The 16,251-nt window shown below is 63.3% G+C and carries 18 protein-coding genes; 11 read left to right on the top strand and 7 right to left on the bottom strand.

The annotated features are described in order from the left end of the window. The first annotated feature begins 157 nt into the window (after window positions 1-157). The 7 genes from MRBLSP13_RS09795 to MRBLSP13_RS09765 all read left to right on the top strand — a co-directional run bounded on the left by MRBLSP13_RS09795 (window position 158) and on the right by MRBLSP13_RS09765 (window position 6,698). Window positions 158-997 carry a GGDEF domain-containing protein gene (locus MRBLSP13_RS09795; protein ID WP_363754179.1) on the top strand — a complete coding sequence of 280 codons (840 nt, stop codon included), beginning with the start codon at window positions 158-160 and terminating at the stop codon, window positions 995-997. Between the two features lie 197 nt (window positions 998-1,194). Then, the gene (locus tag MRBLSP13_RS09790) at window positions 1,195-1,839 is read left to right on the top strand and encodes a phosphoribosylanthranilate isomerase (RefSeq protein WP_363754176.1); all 645 of its coding nucleotides are present in this window, start codon (window positions 1,195-1,197) and stop codon (window positions 1,837-1,839) included. Window positions 1,840-1,928: 89 nt separating this feature from the next. After that, window positions 1,929-3,170, top strand: a complete 1,242-nt coding sequence (trpB, locus tag MRBLSP13_RS09785; RefSeq protein ID WP_363735385.1) for a tryptophan synthase subunit beta — start codon at window positions 1,929-1,931, stop codon at window positions 3,168-3,170. Further along, the gene (trpA, locus tag MRBLSP13_RS09780) at window positions 3,167-3,997 is read left to right on the top strand and encodes a tryptophan synthase subunit alpha (RefSeq protein ID WP_363754174.1); all 831 of its coding nucleotides are present in this window, start codon (window positions 3,167-3,169) and stop codon (window positions 3,995-3,997) included. Before trpB ends, trpA begins: the two co-directional genes overlap by 4 nt. After that, on the top strand, window positions 3,994-4,845 hold the full coding sequence (accD, locus tag MRBLSP13_RS09775; protein WP_363734912.1) for an acetyl-CoA carboxylase, carboxyltransferase subunit beta: 852 nt from the start codon (window positions 3,994-3,996) through the stop codon (window positions 4,843-4,845). Before trpA ends, accD begins: the two co-directional genes overlap by 4 nt. Before the next feature lie 21 nt (window positions 4,846-4,866). Further along, on the top strand, window positions 4,867-6,189 hold the full coding sequence (locus MRBLSP13_RS09770) for a bifunctional folylpolyglutamate synthase/dihydrofolate synthase (protein ID WP_363754172.1): 1,323 nt from the start codon (window positions 4,867-4,869) through the stop codon (window positions 6,187-6,189). Window positions 6,190-6,257: 68 nt separating this feature from the next. Continuing rightward, the gene (locus MRBLSP13_RS09765; protein WP_363734914.1) at window positions 6,258-6,698 is read left to right on the top strand and encodes a DUF6628 family protein; all 441 of its coding nucleotides are present in this window, start codon (window positions 6,258-6,260) and stop codon (window positions 6,696-6,698) included. Window positions 6,699-6,756: 58 nt separating this feature from the next. Here the strand turns inward: MRBLSP13_RS09765 and MRBLSP13_RS09760 are convergent, their stop codons facing one another. Together MRBLSP13_RS09760 and MRBLSP13_RS09755 are read right to left on the bottom strand one after the other, a co-directional pair. Further along, window positions 6,757-8,067 carry an AmpG family muropeptide MFS transporter gene (locus MRBLSP13_RS09760; RefSeq protein ID WP_363734916.1) on the bottom strand — a complete coding sequence of 437 codons (1,311 nt, stop codon included), beginning with the start codon at window positions 8,065-8,067 and terminating at the stop codon, window positions 6,757-6,759. 95 nt (window positions 8,068-8,162) lie between these two features. Continuing rightward, window positions 8,163-8,621, bottom strand: a complete 459-nt coding sequence (locus MRBLSP13_RS09755; RefSeq protein WP_363734917.1) for a response regulator — start codon at window positions 8,619-8,621, stop codon at window positions 8,163-8,165. A 161-nt stretch (window positions 8,622-8,782) separates the two neighbouring features. Here MRBLSP13_RS09755 and MRBLSP13_RS09750 point away from each other — a divergent pair, with 161 nt between their 5' ends. Both MRBLSP13_RS09750 and rsmD read left to right on the top strand, forming a co-directional pair. Then, window positions 8,783-9,697 (top strand): pseudouridine synthase, encoded by a 915-nt coding sequence (locus MRBLSP13_RS09750; RefSeq protein ID WP_363734918.1) that lies wholly within the window; start codon window positions 8,783-8,785, stop codon window positions 9,695-9,697. Continuing rightward, a complete protein-coding gene (rsmD, locus tag MRBLSP13_RS09745; RefSeq protein WP_363734919.1) occupies window positions 9,694-10,242 on the top strand; it encodes a 16S rRNA (guanine(966)-N(2))-methyltransferase RsmD in 549 nt (182 codons plus the stop codon). The genes MRBLSP13_RS09750 and rsmD overlap by 4 nt, the downstream gene beginning before the upstream one ends. A gap of 49 nt (window positions 10,243-10,291) precedes the next feature. Here the strand turns inward: rsmD and MRBLSP13_RS09740 are convergent, their stop codons facing one another. Then, window positions 10,292-10,741 (bottom strand): globin domain-containing protein, encoded by a 450-nt coding sequence (locus MRBLSP13_RS09740; RefSeq protein ID WP_363734921.1) that lies wholly within the window; start codon window positions 10,739-10,741, stop codon window positions 10,292-10,294. 109 nt (window positions 10,742-10,850) lie between these two features. On the opposite strand from MRBLSP13_RS09740, the gene MRBLSP13_RS09735 reads away from it, so the two are divergent. Beyond that, entirely contained in the window at window positions 10,851-11,303 is a 453-nt protein-coding gene (locus MRBLSP13_RS09735; protein ID WP_363734922.1) for an RrF2 family transcriptional regulator, read from the top strand. Here MRBLSP13_RS09735 and MRBLSP13_RS09730 read toward each other — a convergent pair. Then, a complete protein-coding gene (locus MRBLSP13_RS09730) occupies window positions 11,284-11,748 on the bottom strand; it encodes a Fe-S oxidoreductase (RefSeq protein WP_363734924.1) in 465 nt (154 codons plus the stop codon). The two genes, MRBLSP13_RS09735 and MRBLSP13_RS09730, sit on opposite strands and share 20 nt — an antisense overlap. Window positions 11,749-11,895: 147 nt before the next feature. After that, on the bottom strand, window positions 11,896-12,291 hold the full coding sequence (locus MRBLSP13_RS09725; RefSeq protein ID WP_363734925.1) for a GFA family protein: 396 nt from the start codon (window positions 12,289-12,291) through the stop codon (window positions 11,896-11,898). Window positions 12,292-12,394: 103 nt separating this feature from the next. Here MRBLSP13_RS09725 and MRBLSP13_RS09720 point away from each other — a divergent pair, with 103 nt between their 5' ends. Then, entirely contained in the window at window positions 12,395-14,671 is a 2,277-nt protein-coding gene (locus MRBLSP13_RS09720; RefSeq protein ID WP_363734926.1) for an ATP-dependent helicase, read from the top strand. A gap of 3 nt (window positions 14,672-14,674) precedes the next feature. Here MRBLSP13_RS09720 and MRBLSP13_RS09715 read toward each other — a convergent pair whose 3' ends face one another. Further along, complete coding sequence (locus MRBLSP13_RS09715; protein ID WP_363734928.1) at window positions 14,675-15,253, bottom strand: hypothetical protein; 579 nt, start codon at window positions 15,251-15,253, stop codon at window positions 14,675-14,677. Continuing rightward, window positions 15,250-15,807 carry a hypothetical protein gene (locus MRBLSP13_RS09710; RefSeq protein ID WP_363734929.1) on the bottom strand — a complete coding sequence of 186 codons (558 nt, stop codon included), beginning with the start codon at window positions 15,805-15,807 and terminating at the stop codon, window positions 15,250-15,252. Before MRBLSP13_RS09710 ends, MRBLSP13_RS09715 begins: the two co-directional genes overlap by 4 nt. Window positions 15,808-16,251 lie beyond the last annotated feature (444 nt).

The following is a 16,251-nucleotide window of genomic DNA, read 5'->3' as shown; positions in this document are numbered from 1 at the left end:
ACGTACTTGGGGGAGTACAATGGTGCAGAAGCAGACATATGCCGTCGCGAAGGATGTGTTGACGTTCCTTCAACAACAGTGGCTCGTAGCGACACCAAGAAATTACGCATTGGGCTATGCGCTAAAGACCGATACGGATTCAGCTTTGGTGCGAGCCATGAACGCCATTATCGATGGCGGCGTTCGCATGAGTCAGCAGCAGGCGGATGACCTTTTCATTCAGTTCGTGGGCCATGTCGGGGTGGCTAATGCCATCGAGGCCGACAAGGGCCAGGACCTGGCGCGGCATCATGCCATACGCCTGGGCGAGATCGCGCAAAGCGCGGCCGCCGCGACGGGGGAATTCAACCGGGAACTGAGCGCGGGCTACGACAGGCTGGATGGGGAGACATCGGATCTTGCGCCGATCGTCGCGAGCATGATCGAGCGATCCTTGAGGGCTGAGAACGAGCTCGCGGCAGCCGCTCGCGAAGTCGAGGCGCTCCGGCGCGAGCTGGATGTCGCTCGCCACGACGCGACGAAAGACGCGTTGACCGGTCTTCACAACCGAAGAGCGCTCGACATGGAATTGGAGCGTTTGATCGCATCCGAAGGGCCCTATCTCGTCGCGATCTGCGACATCGACCGGTTCAAGTCGGTGAACGATCGTTATGGCCATGCTGTTGGAGATCGCGTCATCAAGACCGTCGCCGCCTCGCTTTCGGAGGGCTGCGCACCACATATGGTCGGTCGATGGGGCGGAGAGGAGTTCCTGGTCATCCTGCCCGATCTGGACCTGGAGGACGGCGTGGCGCTCGTTGACAAGGCGCGTCGAGACCTGGGGCAACGCCCTTTCAATTTGCGCGAGACCGACGAGCCGATGGGCGCCATAACCTTCTCTGCGGGTGTCGCCATGATCGGCAAGGATGAGGCGGATAATGTGGCCGTGCTTGCCCGGGCCGACGCTGCACTCTATCGCGCAAAGGATCAGGGTCGAAATCTGGTGCTTTCTGGCTGACTGGGATCCGATTCCAGTTATTTTGCCCGTTCCATTCGAACGACGCGCCTATCCCTCGTCCAATAGTCATAGCCGTCTCATCTGATCCGTCGCGCCGCCCGCGCCTGGTCGCGCTTCACCACGCCCGCGATGCCGGGAGAAGGGGTGGCGGGATGAAAGCGGTTCTCACACCCTGCCGCACCGGCTAAAGCGCCCTCATGTCCCGACTCGCCATCAAGATTTGCGGCCTTTCGACGCCCGACACGATCGGCGCGGCGATGCGGGCGGGCGCCACCCATCTTGGCTTCGTCCATTTTCCGAAAAGCCCCCGGCATGTCGAAGCGGACCAATTGCGATCGCTGGCCGCGCCCGTCCCGTCCCATATCGGGCGCGTCGCCGTGCTGGTCGATCCAACCGACGAAACACTCTCTGATCTGAGCGCCACCGGCGCCCTCACCGCCTTCCAGCTCCATGGCAAGGAGACGCCCGAACGCGCCGCCGCCATTCGCGCACGCTTCGGCATTCCTGTCTGGAAAGCCATTTCGGTCAAGACCGGCGCGGATATCGCCGCCGCGGGGATTTACGCCGACGCCGTCGATTTCCTCCTGTTCGACGCCAAGACGCCCGATGGTGCTGCGCTGCCCGGCGGCATGGGCCTGCGCTTTGACTGGACATTGCTGCGTGGCGCCTCCCCCTCCCTGCCCTGGGGGCTTTCGGGCGGACTTGGCATCGACAATGTGGCCGAGGCCATCCGCATCACCGGCGCCCCGCTGGTCGACATTTCCTCCGGGGTCGAAAGCGCGCCGGGCATCAAGAGTGTGGACAAGATCATGGCCTTCTGCAATGCGGCATCGGCATGTTGACGCAGACCATAAATTCAGAACGCATCAGCCTTCGATGGCGTTGATCACTTGGCCCAAGTGATCCAACCATGCCCGAAGAGATGGAAATGATGACCGATAATATTACCCTGCCCAACAGCCTGCGTTCACAGCCCGATGCCTCCGGCCATTTCGGCACCTTTGGCGGCCGTTATGTGGCCGAAACCCTCATGCCGCTCATTCTGGAGCTGGAGAAGGTTTATAAGGAAGCGAAGCAGGATCCGGCCTTCGACGCCGAATTCACCGAATTGCTGCGCAGCTATGTCGGCCGCCCGAACCCGCTTTACTATGCGGGACGCCTGACCGAAGCGCTGCGCGCCGATGCCGGCCCCGGCAAGGGCGCGAAAATCTACCTGAAGCGCGAGGAACTCAACCATACCGGCGCGCACAAGATCAACAATTGCATCGGGCAGGCGCTTCTCGCCCGTCGCATGGGCAAGAAGAAGGTCATTGCCGAAACCGGCGCGGGCCAGCACGGCGTCGCCACCGCCACCGTCGCCGCGCTGTTCGGGATGGAATGCAAGATCTTCATGGGCGCAAAGGACGTGGAGCGGCAGAAGCCCAACGTCTTCCGCATGAAACTGCTGGGCGCGGAAGTGATCCCCGTCATTTCCGGATCGCAGACGCTGAAGGATTCGATGAACGATGCCCTGCGTCACTGGGTGTCGAACGTCCACGACACCTTCTATATCATCGGCACGGCGGCCGGGCCGCATCCCTACCCTGAACTGGTGCGCGATTTCCAGTCGATCATCGGCCGGGAAGCACGCGAACAGATATTGGAATTGGAAGGCCGCCTGCCTGATCTGCTGATCGCGCCGGTCGGCGGCGGCTCCAACGCCATCGGCCTTTTTCACCCCTTCCTCGACGATGCGGAGGTCAAGATGATCGGCGTCGAAGCGGCGGGCGAAGGCCTGCATGGGAAGCATGCGGCAAGTCTGGCGGGCGGCAAGTCCGGCATATTGCACGGCAACCGCACCTATCTGCTCCAGGACGAGGACGGGCAGATCACCGAAGCGCACAGCGTGTCCGCCGGTCTCGACTATCCCGGCATCGGACCTGAACATAGCTGGCTGCACGAAATCGGCCGCGTGCAATATATGCCGATCACCGACGACGAGGCACTGGCCAGCTTCCAGAAACTCTCCGCGCTGGAGGGCATCATTCCGGCGCTGGAATCCGCGCACGCCATCGCCAGCGTGGAAAAGGTCGCGCCCACTCTCGACGCGGAGCAGATCATCATCGTCAATCTTTCGGGGCGAGGCGACAAGGACATCTTCACCGTGGCGAGCGCCCTGGGGGTCGAGATATGAGCGCCGATCGTCTCTCCGCCCGCTTCGCCGCATGCAAGTCGCAGGGCCGCGCCGCGCTCGTCACCTTCGTGACCGCGGGCGATCCGACCGTGGCTGACACGCCCGCCATCCTCGACGCCCTGGTGGAAGGGGGCGCGGACATCATCGAACTCGGCATGCCGTTCACGGATCCGATGGCTGACGGGCCGGCGATCGAGCTCGCCAATCTGCGCAGCCTGGGCTCCGGCACGAAGACGAAGGACATCTTCGCCCTAGCCACTGCCTTCCGTGATCGACATCCCGACACGCCGCTGGTCCTGATGGGCTATGCAAATCCGATGCTGGCGCGCGGCGCGGCCTGGTTTGCGGACCAGTGCAAGGCGGCGGGTGTCGACGGCGTCATCTGCGTCGATGTCCCGCCGGAGGAAGATGCCGAAATCGGCCCCGCCCTGCGCGCCCAGGGCATTCACCTGATCCGCCTTGCAACGCCAACGACTGACGCCGCAAGGCTGCCCACCGTGCTGAACGGCGCCAGCGGTTTCCTCTACCACGTCGCCGTCGCGGGCATCACCGGCAAGCAGCAGGCCGCCCAGACCGCGGTCGAACAGGCGGTGGCCAGGCTGAAGGCCGCCACCGACCTGCCCATCGCCGTGGGCTTCGGCGTCCGCTCCGCTGAACAGGCCGCCGCGATCGGGCGGGTTGCCGATGGCGTGGTGGTGGGTTCCGCCATCGTCGACATCATCGGGTCGCATGGTGATGCCGCCGCGCCCTTCGTCAAGGATTTCATCGCCGCCCTTCGCGCCGCGCTGAACGCCAACAGCCCTCATTTCCGGGAGACCGCCGCATGAGCTGGATCAACCGCGTCCGCAACGCCCTGCCCTTCATGGCGAAGAAGGAAACCACCGCCGAAACGCTGTGGCACAAATGCCCCTCCTGCGCCGAGATGATCTTCATCAAGGAATGGGAGGATAATCTCTCCGTCTGCCCGCGCTGCGACCATCATGGCCGCATCGGACCTGCGGAGCGGTTCGAACAGATACTCGATGCCGGCTTCATCCTGCTGCCAACGCCGCAGGTACAGGAAGACCCGCTCAAGTTCCGCGATTCCAAACGCTATCCCGACCGCATAAAGGCCGCCCGCGCCGCGACCGGCGACCAGGACGCGCTGATTAACGCCCGTGGGGCCATTGACGATGTGCCGCTCGTCATGGGGGTTCAGAATTTCGCCTATATGGGCGGCTCCATGGGCATGGGCGTGGGCGCCGCCTTCATCCAGGGCATCAACGAGGCCATCGCCCGCAAATGCCCCTATGTGATCTTCACCGCCGCAGGCGGGGCGCGCATGCAGGAGGGCATCCTCTCGCTCATGCAGATGCCGCGCTCGACCGTGGCCATCCGGAAACTCCACGCCGCGGGCCTGCCCTATATCGTGGTGCTGACCGATCCGACGACCGGCGGCGTCACCGCCAGCTATGCCATGCTGGGCGACATCCAGATAGCGGAACCCAATGCGCTCATCGGCTTCGCGGGCCAGCGCGTCATCGAAAGCACGATCCGCGAAAAGCTGCCCGACGGATTCCAGCGCGCTGAATATCTGCTGGAACACGGCATGCTGGACATGGTCGTCCACCGCAGTGACCTGCGCGACACGCTTGCCCGGGTGATCGGCTACCTCGCCCCCCGCGCCGCTGCCTGACGCTGCCTGAGACCAGAGCCGATGGCCGACCACGCCGTCTCCGACGATCCGGCTGTTCAGGTACAGCTTGACCGCCTGGCCACCCTGTCGCCGGGCGCCGACATATTGGGGCTGGAACGCATCGCCCGCCTGCTGGACCGCATCGGCAACCCGCATCGCGCCCTGCCGCCGGTCTTCCATGTTGCCGGCACCAACGGCAAGGGTTCGACCTGCGCCTTCCTCCGCGCTGCGCTGGAGGCGGACGGCAGGAAGGTCCATGTCTTCACCTCGCCCCATCTGGTCCGCTTCAACGAACGCATCCGCATTGGCGGCAAGCTGATCTCCGACGAAGCGCTGGCCCATTATCTCTCCCGCGTGCTCGACGTGGCGGAAGGGATCGGCGCCAGCTTCTTTGAGGTCACCACCGCCGCAGCCTTCCTCGCCTTTTCCGAACAGCCCGCCGACGCCTGCATCGTGGAAGTGGGCCTTGGCGGCCGCCTTGACGCCACCAATATCATCGAACGACCCGTGATCTGCGGCATCGCGCAGCTCGGCCTCGACCATCAGAGCTTCCTTGGCGCCACGATCAGGGAGATTGCCGTCGAAAAGGCCGGCATCGCCAAGCCCGGTGCGCCGCTGGTGACGCAGCGCTATGCCGACGCGCTCTTCCCCGTGATGCTGGAAGCCGCGGCCCGCAACCGGACCCAATGGTTTGCCATGGGCGAGAGCTGGGACGCGGCGGCCTATCGGGATCGCCTCCATTATCGCGATGATCAGGGACGGCTCGACACCCCCCTGCCGCGCTTGCCCGGCGCGCACCAGATCCACAATGCCGCGCTCGCCTTCGCCATGCTGCGGCACCAGAATGTCATACCCGTAGGCGAGGCCGCCTTGAAGGCAGCGCCGCTCTGGGCGCATTGGCCAGCCCGCCTGCAAAGGCTGGACCATGGTCCGCTGCTCGCTCCCCTGCCCGAAAGCACCGAAGCCTGGCTGGATGGCGGCCACAATGCCAGTGCGGGTGAGGCGATCAGCGCCTTCTTCACCAGCGAAAGGCTTGAGGAGCAGAAGCTCCAGCTGATGATCGGCATGTTGTCGAACAAGGATCTGGAGGCCTACCTCCGTCCTTTTGCCGGTCGGATCGCGCATATCCATGCCCTGCCGGTACCTGGCCATGACCATCATCCACCGGAACGATTCGCCGCCATTGCCGATCGCTGGGGCATTGGCTGCACCGCTCATGCCATGCCGGAAGACGCCATTGCCGCCATTGCCGCTGGACCGGACCACGCCTCAAAATTGCTGATTTCCGGCTCGCTCTACCTCGCCGGTGAAATTTTGCGACTGAACGGGCAATTTCCCGACTGATTTTACTTGCGATTGACTCGCAATAGCGTAACTTTGCCATCTGACGACAAGGCAGAAGGTAGTGACGCATGGTCCATGGAGACTCCCCCTCTCTCGATAATCTCCGGCCGCTTCCCGGTGGCTATGGCAACCGGCTTTTCCTCTACGTGATGCGCCGCATCGCGACGGCCGGCGTCAACGATGCCCATGCCGCCAATGCCATGCTCGGCGCCTTCGGCCGCAGCTATCGTCGGCCGCTGGTGCTGATGCGCGCGATGATGCTCGAATTGGCCCGGACCTCCAGCCGCAAGATATTGATCGCGCCCTGCTGCTGTTCGCGGATGACAAGCGACGAGGCGCTGATGATGCAGGCGATCGGCAGCGCCCTGCGCGATCCCCGATCGGCCTATGACGATGTGGCGGCGCTGCTGGGCAACGACCATGCACTGGGCGCCCTCACCTGCCTTCAGGCCGTGGCGCAGGCGCATCGCGATCTGGGGCGTCCTCTCGGACTTTATGGGGCGGTTTAGAGACTGTCTGGAAATACGCTGCTTCGCGCGTTTTCAAACAGATGCCGAGCGCATCGGTTCAGCCATCCTGCGTGGCCGCCGTGCCGACGCTGGCATCGATCAGTCCCGCGCGCATCATCAGCCAGAACAGGACGATGCCCGGCACCGCCAGGGCGGTGGTCAGCAGGTAGAAGTCGACATAGCCGAACCGTTCGATCATTCCACCCGCGGTCGTCCCGGTCAGGAACCGTCCCACAATGCTCGCCGCCGCCGAAATCAGCGCATATTGCGCGGCCGTGAAGCGCAGGTCACAGAGCGCTGAGAAATAGGCGACCACCGTCACCCCGCCGATCCCGCTCGCAAAATTCTCGAAGCCAATGGCACCGGCCATACCCCAATTGCTCTTGCCCAGCGCCGCCAGCAGCGCGAAGCTGAAATTGGACACGCCCATCAGCAGCAGGCTGACCAGCACAGACCGCTTCATCCCCATGCGCGCATAGAGCACGCCGCCGACGAAGATCCCGATCAGATAGGCCCAGAAGCCGATGCCAACATCGTAAATGGCGATCTCGTCATTGGTGTAGCCCATATCGTCAAACAGCAGGCGAAAGGTCAGATTGGCGAGCGTGTCCCCGATCTTGTGCAGCAGGATGAACAGCAGCACCAGCCAGGCGCCGCGCCGCCGGAAGAATTCCACGAGCGGCCCGGCGATCGACTGCCATATTTCGTCCAGCCCCCGCCGCGCCGTCGGTTCGCGGTGCCGCTCCGGTTCGCCGAGTGCGAGCCCGGTCAGCATGGCGGGTAGCGCGAATATGGCGCAGGCCATATAGGCGCCATGCCAGCCGATCCGCGCCGCCAGCACCAGCGCAAGCGCGCCCGCTGCAACCGATCCGATGCGCCAGCCATATTGCGACATGCCTGACCCCACCCCCAATTGCTCCGGCCGCAATGTCTCGATCCGATAGGCATCGATGACGATGTCGAAGGTGGCACCCGCAACGCCGACCAGGATCGCGGCATAGGCCGTCTGCAGCAGGCCGCTGGCGGGGTCGACCAATGCCAGGTTGATGACTGCCGCCATCACGAGTAATCCCGCGAGCAGCAGCCAGCTCACGCGTTGCCCCAGGCGACCTATGACCGGCAGCCGAACCCCGTCGACGACCCAGGCCCACAGCCATTTGAGATTATAGACGAGGAAAGCGAGGGTGAACGCCGTCACCGCCTTCTTGTCGATGCCGTCCTGCGCCAGCCGGGTGGTCAGCGTGGCGCCGATCATCGCATAGGGAAAGCCCGACGATATACCGAGAAAAAAGGCACCCAAGGGCGCCTTCTGCATATAGGGCTTCACCGCATCCAGCCAGCTTGTCGAGCCCTTCGCCATGTCGGTCATAAATTGATGCGCCCCCGGACGATGATAGTCCGGGCCACCATATGGGCAAATGTCAGTGTGGCAAGCCGTCCGCCCATCTTATATCGGCGATCGGATCAGACAGCATCCCCGAACAGGTGCAGGCCATCGGGCAAGCGAGGCAGAATCTTGCCCCGCAGCAGAGCATCCACGACATTGATCGCCGCCAACAGATCGCGCGGCGCATATGGCTTTGCCAGGCATCCCAGTGCCAAGCCTCGCGCGTCGACAGGGCAGGCGCCCGTCACGAACAGCACCGCAACTCCTCGACCTGCGGCAAAGCGCGCCAGGTCGATGCCGCTCTTCTCGCCATGAAGGGTCACGTCCGCGATCACCAGATCGACGCTTTCCTCCTCCATGACACTGACGGCATGGGCATATTCGTCGACGGTCGCGGCGACGCGATAGCCCGCCATTTCCAGCACATGTTCATTGTCGAAGGCAACCAGCGGTTCATCCTCGACCACCAGCACGCTGCGAATGGCCTTGCGGCGCTCCCGCGCTCCGGCTTCCCCTTTTACCAGCCCGAAAAACATTTGCCGATACGCCCCATTTGCGCCATTCAACCGACCAACGTGCAGCGCCCCGCAGGGGTTTCGCATCGTCCTGGCGCATGGGCGCAAGGACAGCACCATTCGTCAATTTCCTGGCTTCTCCAATATGGGGAGGCCATCCCGTTTTGAAAAGGAACTCTTCTGTGGAACCGCCGAAAAAATCTGGGCCGCCGCGTCGGCCGGGCTCCGGTGGTCCCAGACGTCCGAATGACGCCAAACCGGTGCCAGGGTCCCGCCCGGCTCGCCCGCCCTTCAAGAAGGCCAGGACGGCGCCCGCAAAACCGGCCAATCCCCATCCCGCCCGCGCCGCAGCCGTCGCTAGCGGCAAGAACGAGCCGCAGCGCATCGCCAAATTGCTCGCCCGCGCAGGCATTGCGTCCAGGCGGGAGATTGAGCGGATGATCGAGGAAGGACGGATCACGCTGAACGGGGAGACAGTGTCCACGCCCGCCACGCTCCTGACATCGCTTCACGGCGTCGCCGTCGACGGCAACCCGGTCGCCGCGCCGGCACCCGCGCGCATGTTCCTCTTTCACAAACCATCGGGTTTCCTGACGACAGAGCGCGATCCTCGCGGGCGGCCCACCATTTACGACAAGCTGCCGGCCGACCTTCCCCGCGTCATGCCGATCGGACGGCTCGACATGACGACCGAAGGCCTGCTGTTGCTCACCACCGATGGAGAGTTCAAGCGGCAGATGGAGCTGCCTTCGACCGGCGTGCCGCGCACCTATCGCGCCCGCGCTTTCGGAGAGGTCAGCCAGAACCAGCTTGAGGATCTGTTCGACGGGCTGGAGATCGACGGCATCCGCTATGGCCAGATAGAGGCCAATCTGGAACGCCGCACCGGGCGCAACCAGTGGATCGAAATGACGCTGACCGAAGGCAAGAATCGCGAAGTCCGCCGCGTGCTCGAACATCTGGGGCTTCAGGTGAACCGGCTGATCCGCACCAGCTATGGCCCCTTCCACCTGGGCGAACTCGCATCCGGCGCGGTCGAGGAGGTGCGCCAGCACGACCTGGTCCTGTTCCGCAAGAGCCTGAAGGACGCGAAATGAGGATCGTCGCAGGCCAGTGGCGCGGCCGCCCCCTCGTCGCGCCCCGCGGCGACGCGACGCGACCCACGGCGGATCGCACCCGCGAGACCCTCTTTTCCATGCTGCTGAGCCGGATCGGCTCCTTCGAGGGGTTGAGCGTCGGCGATTTTTTTGCCGGCTCGGGCGCCCTGGGTTTCGAAGCGCTTTCACGCGGCGCGGCAAGCTGCGTCTTTGTGGAACAGGACCGTGCCGCGCTCGATGCGATCCGCGCCAATGGCGACAAGCTTGGCGTCCGTCCCGACATTCGCCAGAGCAGCGTCCTGTCGCTTGGTCCGGCGAGCAAGCCGCTGGACCTTATCTTCATGGACCCGCCTTATCAAAGCGGGGCGGGCATGGTGGCGCTGGACAAGCTCAGCCGCCTGGGCTGGACCGGCCCCGCCACATGGATCAGCATCGAGACCGACCGCCGGGAAGATGTCGAGGTCAAGGGCTTCGCCACCGACGCGGTCCGGGACGTCGGCAAAGCCCGGCTGACGCTGCTACGCGCAACGGACCAGGCGGAATAATCCGCCCCTCCGATCGGCCCCGGTCCTCGCGGAAGCCCTTCACGCCGGATCACGCCGCTTCGGCATCCTCATAAGCCTGTGCCTCCTTGCCGATCAGGATATTGGCCAGGAACCAATAGGCCTGCCCCCAGGCGTCCAGCACGGCATCGGTCGCCACCTCCTCGCCCAGCACATCGCGGATGGCAGGCAGCAGCGCTTCGGCCACCTTGGGGTAATGTTCCGCCTTGACCCCCGTTTCGACATGGCGCTGCACCATCCGCGCGACGGCGCCGTCCAGAGCCTGCAACCTGTCGATATTCTCGGCATAGCCCAGGATCGCCGCAGCCAGCCGCTTGGGCTGCTCCCCGCTTTCCTGCGCCGCCTGATCGAACATATCCCTGATCGACGCATCCATGAACAGACGGGCGTACATGGCCGTCGTGATCTCCACGCCATGCTTGCGCAAGGCAGGGGCAGTCGCTTTCACGATGGCAATGGTGTCGTTGGTCAATTGGGTCATGGATGCACCTTTGTCGAGCAGTTACAAAGGTGCATCTACTATGCATGTTTTAAGATGTAAACAGGATATATGTTCAAGACCCGTCCTATGGCCTATAAGCGTGGATGCCATGCAGTTGACCCGCCACACCGACTATGCCCTGCGCGTTCTCATCCATCTCGCGGTCGCACCAGGCGGCCGCGCCACCATCCCGGAGATCGCTGACGCCTACGGCCTGTCCCGCAACCATCTGATGAAGGTGGTGCATCATCTCGCCCAAGGCAGCTTTCTGAAGACCCAGAGGGGACGTGGCGGAGGCTTCACCCTGGCGCGTCCGGCAGAGACTATCGGCCTGGGCGAAGTCGTCCGCCATAGCGAGCCTGACATGAAAATGGCCGACTGTGAGGGTTGCGCGCTACGTCAGGCCTGTGGCCTGTCGGGCATATTGCGGGCCGCCACCACAGCCTTCCTGTCTGTGCTCGACCAGCATAGCCTTGCCGATGCGGCGCGGGACCGGGCCGGGCTTGCGGCCATCATCGCCGCCCTGCCCGGCCCGAAAGCCGTCAGCGCCGCTTGCGCATAGATTTGGGCGCTTCGCTTCTGTTGATGCAGCTATCCTGCACGGTCTTGCTGCACAGCGGATAATCCTTCTGTTCAGTTGGCGGAGGAGTCATGTTGCCGCCGACCGTAGCGGGGTTGGCAGACGTGCCGACCGGAGCGGAGGGATCATGCGGCACGCCGGCGGGCGCCGGCTGCATGCCCGTCTCAGGAGGCACGGCACCCATCGGCTGGCCAGCATTGGGATCAGCGGCGGGCGGCGGTGTAGCCGGTGTCGCCGGACTGGCGGAAGCCGCTCCGGGGTCGGCCGGCGTGGCGGGTGTGGCAGGCGTCGCGCCCTGTTCGGGCGGAGGCGGCGCACCGGTCGCTGGCGGCTGCGTCGAAGCAGGCATGTCCTGCGCGATCGCCATACCAGTGACGCCAGTGCCAAAGGCCAGCATGGCCGCACCAGCCAACAGGATCGATTTCATCGGGATCATCCTTTCCTTGTTCTCACCCCGTTCTGCCTTCGGGCTGGACAAAGAACCGGATGCATTACGCCTGCGTTCCGGCGATGGCGACGAACCGTTGCGATCGCGCCGTCAGACGATGCCCCAATGACGCTCCCCGGTGGGGCCTCAATGCTCTGGATAGCGTTCGAACTTGGGCAATTCATGCGCACCCGCCATCCACGGCGCAGCCTCGGCGAATTGCACATGGATGGTGGGCGGCAGAACGGACTGGTCGTCCAGCGTTGCCGTCTGGATGTCGACCATCCCCGGAAAGAAAGCAGAGTTGCGATAGAACAACCCCGTGCCGCAGGTTCCGCAAAATTCCCGCGTCACATTTTCGGAGGACTGGTAGCTCACGGCTTTGCCCGTCACAGTCACCATATCTTCGCGAAACAGGGCCCAGCCGACCATCGGCGCTCCGGCGCTTTTCCGGCAATCCGAACAATGGCACAGCGCGCTATGGATTGGTTCCCCCCGCGCTTCATACTGGATAGCCCCACATTGGCATCGCCCAGAGACCATGGCCTTTCTCCTTGCATGATTCGCCTTTTGTTCTCATAGAAGGAACGGCAGCGCAAGGGGCCCGCTCTTGCCGCTTCCCGCCCAGCATCCTAGTTGACAGCTCATGACCCTGCCCGCTCCCTCGCCCGATGATCCCCCCTATCTTCAGGGGCTGAACGAACCCCAGCGGGAAGCCGTGCTCACGACCGAGGGGCCGGTGCTGGTCCTCGCCGGCGCAGGCACGGGCAAGACGGCGGCGCTCACCGCCCGCCTCGCCCATCTGATCGCTACCAGGCGGGCCTATCCGTCCGAAATCCTCGCTGTCACCTTCACCAACAAGGCAGCGCGGGAAATGCGGGAACGGGTCGGTCGCATGATCGGCCCCGCGGTGGAGGGCATGCCGTGGCTCGGCACGTTCCACGCGATCGCCGCAAAGATGCTGCGCCGCCATGCCGAACTGGTCGGCCTGCAATCCAATTTCACCATCCTCGACACGGACGATCAGCTTCGCCTGACGAAGCAACTCATCCAGGCCGAGGGTATCGATGAGAAGCGCTGGCCCGCCCGCCAGCTCGCCGGCCTCATCGACCAGTGGAAGAACAAGGGCCTGACCCCGGAGGAAATCGGCGCCGGCGAGAGCGAGGGCTATGCCAACGGAAAGGGGCAGAAGCTCTACGCCGCCTACCAGGCGCGCCTGCGCGATGTGAATGCCTGCGATTTCGGGGACTTGCTGCTGCATGTTCTCACGATTCTGAAACGCCACCGCGACGTTCTGGAAAGCTATCAGCAGCGTTTCCGCTACATCATGGTGGACGAATATCAGGACACCAACTCCAGCCAATATCTCTGGCTCCGCCTGCTGGCGCAAACGCGCAAGAATATCTGCTGCGTGGGCGATGACGACCAGTCCATCTATTCATGGCGCGGGGCGGAAGTCGCCAATATCCTTCGGTTCGAAAGGGATTTTCCGGGCGCGAAGATCGTCAGGCTGGAACAGAATTACCGATCGACACCCCATATATTGGGCGCTGCCTCAGGGGTCATCGCGGAAAATGGCAATCGCCTGGGAAAGACGCTCTGGACGGACATCGACGTGGGCGAAAAGGTCCGGGTCATCGGCGTATGGGACGGACCGGAGGAAGCGCGGCGCGTAGGCGAAGAAATCGAATCGATAGAGCGCGGAGGCGGGTCGCTGGACGAGGTCGCCATCCTCGTCCGCGCCCAGCACCAGACTCGCGAGTTCGAAGACCGCTTCATACAGATCGGCCTGCCCTATCGCATCGTCGGCGGCTTCCGCTTCTATGAACGCGCCGAGATTCGCGACGCGCTTGCCTATCTTCGCCTGGTCAACCAGCCTGCCGATGATCTGGCGTTCGAACGGATCGTCAACGTTCCCAAACGCGGCCTGGGCGACAAGGCGGTGGAAAAGCTGCATCGGCTTGCCCGCGCAGAGGGCATAGCGCTCGCCCTCGCCGCTGCGCGGATACTCGACACGGATGAGATGACGCCGCAGGCCCGGCGCAGCCTGGGCGCCTTCATCGGCGATCTCGCGCGCTGGCGCGACCGCGCGGCGCAACTGCCCCATGCCGAGCTGGCGCGGCAGATACTGGACGAAAGCGGCTACACCGCCATGCTCCAGGCCGAACGCACCGCCGAAAGCGCGGGACGACTGGAAAATCTGAGCGAACTGACCCGCGCCATGGAGGAATATGAGACGCTGGGCGCCTTCCTTGAGCATGTCAGCCTCGTCATGGACAATGAGGCGCAGCAGGACGAGCGCAAGGTCACGATCATGACCATCCACGCCGCCAAGGGGCTGGAGTTCGATACGGTCTTCCTGGCAGGGTGGGAGGAGGGAATTTTCCCCTCCCAGCGCGCGCTAGACGAAGGCGGCCTCAACAGTCTGGAGGAGGAGCGTCGCCTCGCCTATGTCGCGATCACGCGGGCGCGGAAATCCTGCATCATTCTCCACGCCGCCAACCGCCGCATCTATGGCCAGTGGACCAGCTCCATCCCTTCGCGCTTCGTCGGGGAACTGCCTCCCGAACATGTGGATGAGGAGAGCAGCATGGCTGGCGGCGCCTCGCTCTGGCGCGCCAACTGGTCCGAACGTGCAGATCCCTTCGCCAATGTTCAGCGGGGCTCCGGCCGCGGTCCGGGCTGGCAGCGCGCCCAGCAGGGCGGGCAATTCACCACCGAACCCATCCGGATCGTGGAAGCGCGCACATCAGCCGTCTCGCTCGGCAACAAGGGTCGCGACGACATGATCATCGGCCTGCGCGTCTTCCACCAGAAATTCGGCTATGGCACCGTGGCGCAGATCGAAGGCAACAAGCTGGAGATCGACTTCGAGACGGCCGGACGCAAGCGGGTGATGGACAGCTTCGTCCAGCCGGCTTGATTTTCAACATGCGTTTCCGGAATGGTTCAAAACAATGGGCATCAAATGCTCCGGCTCTCGCACCCCCCCGACAATATAGCCGGACATAAGATCACCGGTCCGTAACCCTGCATTTTTGCCTTTCAAAAGAAATCCGTATATTCCAATAAGATATACGGCAACAGCAACCGAGTCCGCGCCAGAGGCTCCGACGGCTTCCTGATCTCCGCGCAACGAAACTGGCCCCCAGGCGGTTTCAACTTCGCGCAGATGCCAGCTTAACCGTCCTCGTGTTCCGCCGGCGCTACTGCGAAAGGAAGATAGTACTTCTCCCCAGGCCGTTGCCCCGACAGGGATCGCCAACCTCCCGTCAACGCAGACAGGTGCTTCCACTCGAAGCCTGAACCTGTCCCCCGGCTTCGCCCCTCTGCTGCCTACGGCATCCACCACCGAAAGTTGCACAATGGTGCCGTCGATCCAGCGGGGAGCATCGGCTCTGTTCTGCGACACGCCTGGCAAAGGCGAAGCGAGGATCTGTGCATCTACTGCCGAGACCATGCAACTCGCGCTGAGCCATGCGCTCAAGACGAAACGCATCTTCATTGTGGCACCCCGTTGCGGAACTCCGTCTCGCCCCCGTCGGACATGGGTTGTTGCGTCGTTGCCAATGCCGATTGCGCCAACATGTCGCCGGCCGGCGCGCCCATGATGAACGGAAGATCCTCATCCAGAATGGCGGTGAACGCAGTTCCGCGAGGGATGCGGGCGCTTGTGCCGGTCATGATGAAACCCAATGGCCAGGAAGTCATGACAGCGCCTACGACTACCGCCGTACCCGTTACTCCCTTGTCGTTGATTCCGCCCGTCAAACGGACGCGGCGTCCGCTCATATTAAGGTGGACGGCGCGAACTTCGACGAAGCCCGACTTGCCCCACATGCCTTTGTTGCGAGCTTCAATGATCTCTCCTTCGCCGCGCGTTCCAGCGGGAATGACCACCAGCGGACCAATCATTACAGGAGCGACTGTTTCAATCGGAAATCTTTGACCGGAATAGGATTGCTTCTTCTTGGTGGTCAGGTCGGCCAAAATGCGAACCGCAAGCTTGGTGCCGACCGGCACATATTGGACGCTGGCGACACCCGCGGAGCTTGTCATCGGGGGCTGTGCCTGCGCCGGGATTACTCCAATCGAAGTCGACCATAAAATCGTAGCGAGTAGTTTCGGCACGTTCTTCCCCCTTCACGAACTGAACTTGCCGCGACACTACTGCCTTGTTTTATTTACGCTTCTTCGCATTTAGCATTAGCTCGAAAAATTCAGCAGCTAATCCAAATGGCTAGCTGACGATGATCGCGAGTCAGCCGGCTCCGCTAAGCTTTGCACTGCATATCGCGACAGGCGGCAGCATCTGCGATGCAGACGACCAAATAAGGCTCAACCGTAACCCAGCAGCAACAGCATCCTCAAAAAGCGTCCTATTTGTCCAACAGGGGATATTTTCGCCTGTCCTATTCCGTCCCGACCGACCTACCAGACGCCGTCTTTGAAATGTCCGGCATATCAGACCCCCGCGGATACGCGCGCCCAGGCACGCGCGCG

The sequence above is a fragment of the Sphingobium sp. LSP13-1-1.1 genome (assembly GCF_040676415.1).
GTDB lineage: Bacteria > Pseudomonadota > Alphaproteobacteria > Sphingomonadales > Sphingomonadaceae > Sphingobium.
The sequence above is the reverse complement of the archived record's forward strand: the minus strand, read 5'-3'. Positions and strand labels throughout refer to the sequence as shown.